The organism is Arachidicoccus sp. (assembly GCF_050436765.1).
Lineage (GTDB): Bacteria > Bacteroidota > Bacteroidia > Chitinophagales > Chitinophagaceae > Arachidicoccus.
Map to the genome: position 1 here is coordinate 1 of NZ_JBNQGD010000101.1, position 2,664 is coordinate 2,664.

4 protein-coding genes are annotated in these 2,664 nt (G+C 32.3%); 1 reads left to right on the top strand and 3 read right to left on the bottom strand.

Annotated features, from left to right (window positions below; genetic code table 11):
* Positions 1 to 189 precede the first annotated feature (189 nt).
* The gene (locus tag ACQR30_RS04205; RefSeq protein ID WP_429731721.1) at positions 190 to 660 is read left to right on the top strand and encodes a hypothetical protein; all 471 of its coding nucleotides are present in this window, start codon (positions 190 to 192) and stop codon (positions 658 to 660) included.
* Here ACQR30_RS04205 and ACQR30_RS04210 read toward each other — a convergent pair.
* From ACQR30_RS04210 to ACQR30_RS04220, 3 genes are all read right to left on the bottom strand, one after another.
* A complete protein-coding gene (locus ACQR30_RS04210; RefSeq protein WP_429731712.1) occupies positions 544 to 798 on the bottom strand; it encodes a DUF6734 family protein in 255 nt (84 codons plus the stop codon). The genes ACQR30_RS04205 and ACQR30_RS04210 overlap by 117 nt on opposite strands.
* Positions 799 to 802: 4 nt before the next feature.
* Positions 803 to 2,005 carry a thioredoxin-like domain-containing protein gene (locus tag ACQR30_RS04215; protein ID WP_429731715.1) on the bottom strand — a complete coding sequence of 401 codons (1,203 nt, stop codon included), beginning with the start codon at positions 2,003 to 2,005 and terminating at the stop codon, positions 803 to 805.
* A gap of 469 nt (positions 2,006 to 2,474) precedes the next feature.
* On the bottom strand, positions 2,475 to 2,664 hold a 190-nt coding region (locus ACQR30_RS04220; RefSeq protein WP_429731718.1), incomplete at its 5' end, for a DsbA family protein.

Consider the following 2,664-nt stretch of genomic DNA (forward strand, 5'->3'; position numbering starts at 1 on the left):
AGTTGCTTGATAAAAAATAGGCTAATAAATTACTAAGAGTATATTAATAATTTCCCCTGCATTTTTGGAATATATAATTTTTGGGATAACTTTTTAAGAATTATGAGAGAATTGCTTTTCATCACAATAATACCCGACGACTACTACTTCAGCTGGCAAATTGAAATTCAATTATTTAATTTCCATCAATTGGGGATTGAAGCAGAAAATATTCACATATTAATTGGCTTCAATGAAAAAAGAAAGTTGAGAAACATTTTCTCAGAATTAATTGAAAGGCTGCAAGGCAAGGCTCAATTTTTTAGATATCCTGGCCGCCGTAAAGAAAAACAATATCCCTCATCTATACGTCCTCATATTTTCAAGCAGCATCTTCAAAAGTTTCCACTATTAAAAGCAAAGCTTCTATTCTATTATGATTCAGATATAATTCTTAGAGAATTGCTAAACTTTGATCTTTTGACTTCTGCAGATACCCGGTTTGTATCGGATACAAGAAGTTATACAGATAGCACGTGCCTAAAAAAAACTGGTGGAGTTTCATTATTTCAAAAGATGTGCAAAATTGTCGGTATCGCCCCAGAAATAGTGGAAAATAACGATTTGAACTGTGACGGGGTACTCCCCGAACATAAAATTACCCTGAGAATCTGTATATAAGTGTAATTCTTTATAAAATTCTCTTGTTTTCGAAGAACTTAATGCCCAAGCCATTAAATGATGTTGGGGACTTAGCCAACCAAAAGGCTGGTTTAATAGCGATTGTTTCGATGTCCAAAGCGTTTGAATAATATTCATAATATTATTTCATGGAGAATATTTGCTTCAATTTATTTTCTATATCATCAATGCCTGAATGTTCATCATCAGCGCCCGCATATTTACCTATAATAACATTCTTCTTCAAAAGTATTTCCGCAGGAATGGAACTAAGCCCATATATATCGCGCAATTCATATCCTTTATTGGGAAAAACATTAGCCCAATTCATACTATTGTCCTTTTTGATTGCAGTTAACCAATTTTCTTTCTTCTCATCCCAAGTGATGGCTATTATGTCTAATCCTTTTTTATGGTACTCGTTGTATAGCGCTTTATAAGCGGGCACTGATTCTCGACAAGGAACACACCAACTTGCCCAAAAAACAATAAGTGTGTAATTGCTTTTGATTAAATCGGTTAAAGATACTTTTTCGTCCAATCGATTTGTTCCTTTTAAATTTGGTAATATCTCACCAATGTTTATAACTCCGTCAAATTTTCTTTTAATTTCTTTGCCCCAGTTACTTTTTTGAATAGTTGCTGATAATCTGTTGTAGTAAAGCTTAACTGAATCTTTTTCTAATCTATAAATCTGAAATTGCTGATTGAGTAAATAAGCACTTAGGTAAGAGCTAGGATTTTGTATCACATATTTTAAATCTATCTGGTTAAGCTGCTTTTTGTATGGCTGCATCTTAGCTATCAGTTTTTCCCAATTCGAATTCATCTGATATACTTTAGCAGTATCTTGTCTCTTTTTAGAAGCAGAAATTGAATCATTCAGCACGGCAAGTTCGGCATCTAATGGAGCCATATTTTTGTAAATAGATGATTTGCTTTTTTCAAGTGAATCATATTGACTTTGTGTTTTTGAATCGCTTAATTTTAAGGTCTTAAAATGATTTTCTTCAATATTTATTTTCATGTTATTGGGCTCGATGAAAATCTCATCGTTATTGGAATCGGCAACATAATAGGAAGCAAAATTTGTCATTATAAATGCAAATGTTGGTTCTTTGATATTTCCAGAAAAGTAGAATTGACGATTAACAATATTAGAAGTATCAGTAACTATTTTATTATTTGCATCACGATATGATAAAATCAAAAATTTCGTATTGTTTCCAATAAAATTCCCGCTTAAATGAAAAGAGTTATTTCCTGTATCTTTCTTTACACCTTGTGCACAAGCTATAAATGTTGTAAAAATTAATGGAAGGGAGAATAAATATTTTAAAAACATGGTAAAATTTGTTTATAAATGGATATAGATGCTTTTATAGTCAAAAGAGAGCAACTCAGATTTTGAGATACTCTCTTTTGACAGCATCATAAAAGTAAATTATATAAAAACTTGAACAATTATGTAAGTCTCTTTATTTTTATAATTTAGACACATATCAACTTTTTTGATACTTAAAATATACTAACTTATGCACTGATTTGCATTATCTCCCTTAGACCAAACACATCGAGGGCATGGACTTGAGCAATTAGAATCTGAGGTGCACTGTATATAACAATTATCACTCCCTCCCGATCCACTCCCACCCGTAACATATTTCATTTGCTCCCTTGAGAGAAGCTCCGTCGCACTTAAATCAAGTGCTTTTAATTTCAATCTTTTCATCTTTTTAAATTTTAAGATGTTTTTGAAAATAAGACCTTATCAATTGTAGATAAAGAATATTTCTCTCCATCGTTACTCGAGTTTAAACAGAAAGAAAATATTTTAAATCAGCTACCGAGTACATTTCAGGTAACCGATGCCCATTCACAAAAAATGTAGGTGTTGTCATTACGCCCTCTTTATTGCACCAGCGGTACATGGCAGCCATCTTTTCGCCTGTAAGCATACGACCAAGCACGTATAGTGTGAGACAAGAAGAGGAATTAGTTTTG